The sequence below is a fragment of the Pseudomonas sp. P4_D7 genome, assembly GCF_056401755.1.
Map to the genome: position 1 here is coordinate 1 of NZ_JBFUIR010000167.1, position 1273 is coordinate 1273.

The window sequence follows — 1273 nt, forward strand, 5'->3', positions numbered from 1 at the left end:
CGGCTCCTTGTATCTTAGGGATGCCTTCCGTTGGGAGGTGCAGCAAGTGAGATCCCGGGGAGGCCGCCGGCTCCTGGAAGCAGAGTGATTCTGACTTCGATTGTAGAGTGGCCCCCCGCCTCATTGCCCACTGCGGAGAGTATCGAGAAGCCCACAAGGGACTTCGCATTACAAGGTCGCAGCGGCATCAAATGCGAGGTCGGGGAGCCGGGATCATTCTTGCGCTAACGCGCCGAGGATGAAAGTCATGACGGTATCAGTGGGTCTGGACGTGGCGGCGCGCAGCGTCGTCATGGCCGCGCATGAAGCAGGCGCGGCGGGCAAGGCCGTGGCTAAGGGCACCTTCGAGCAGACGCCGGCCGGCCATGCCCGGCTGGTCAAACAACTGCTCAAGCTGGCCCCAACCTATGTGGTGATGGAGGCCACCGGGATCTATCACCTGGATCTGGCCATTGCGCTGGATCGCGCCGGCTTACCGGTCTCGGTGATCAACCCGCGCAGCGCCAAGCGGTTCGCCCAATTGAAGCTCAAGGGCAGCAAGACCGATAGCATCGACGCCGGCCTGTTGGCCGACTACGGCCACGCCCTGCTACCGCCCCGCTGGTCGGCCCCCAGCATCGGCGACCTCGCCTTGCGCGATCTGGGACGGCAGATCAATCGCCTGACGGCCGATCGCACACGAGTGAAGAGTCGCCTGCATGCCTTGAACGCCAAACAGGACACCTACGCCTTGCTGCTCGAGGACGAAGCGGAGGCCATCGAGGCCTTGGACCGGCGCATCGAACGGCTGCGTGCAGCGATGCGCACGCTGATCGACGACGACCCGATCCGTCAGTCCCAGCTCAAGCACATGATTGCTGCACCGGGTGTGGCGGAGGTCTCGGCGATGGCTCTGTTGGCCGAACTGGCCATGTTGCCGACGACCATGAAAGCACCGCAGGTCAGCCGTCACGCGGGCCTGGACGTCTGCCTCAACCAGTCCGGCAGCAGTGTCCACGGCGCCTCACGCATCAGCAAAGGCGGCAACGCCTACCTACGTGCCGGAACCTACATGCCAGCCCTGGTCGCCGTCCGGCATGACCCCTTGGCCAAGGCCTTCTACGAGCAACTCGTCCGCCGTGGAAAGAAGAAGCGCCAAGCCCTCACGGCGGTCATGCGTAAGTACCTGACAGGCCTGTGGGCCTGTCTGCAGAACAACGAGAACTTCGATACCTCGAAGCTCTTCAGCCCTGAACACCTCAAGAACGCTTGACGGCCAAGAGAGTATCTACAA

General features: G+C 63.1%; 1 protein-coding gene. It reads left to right on the top strand.

Annotation, left to right across the window (positions count from 1 at the left end; genetic code table 11):
* Positions 1–247: 247 nt before the first annotated feature.
* A complete protein-coding gene (locus AC1DVF_RS29315; protein ID WP_477296472.1) occupies positions 248–1252 on the top strand; it encodes an IS110 family transposase in 1005 nt (334 codons plus the stop codon).
* Positions 1253–1273: the final 21 nt, after the last annotated feature.

Bases quoted from the DNA above. Each gene is read 5' to 3' on its own strand.
- AC1DVF_RS29315 (WP_477296472.1), top strand. From the start codon at position 248: ATGACGGTATCAGTGGGTCTGGACGTGGCGGCGCGCAGCGTCGTCATG.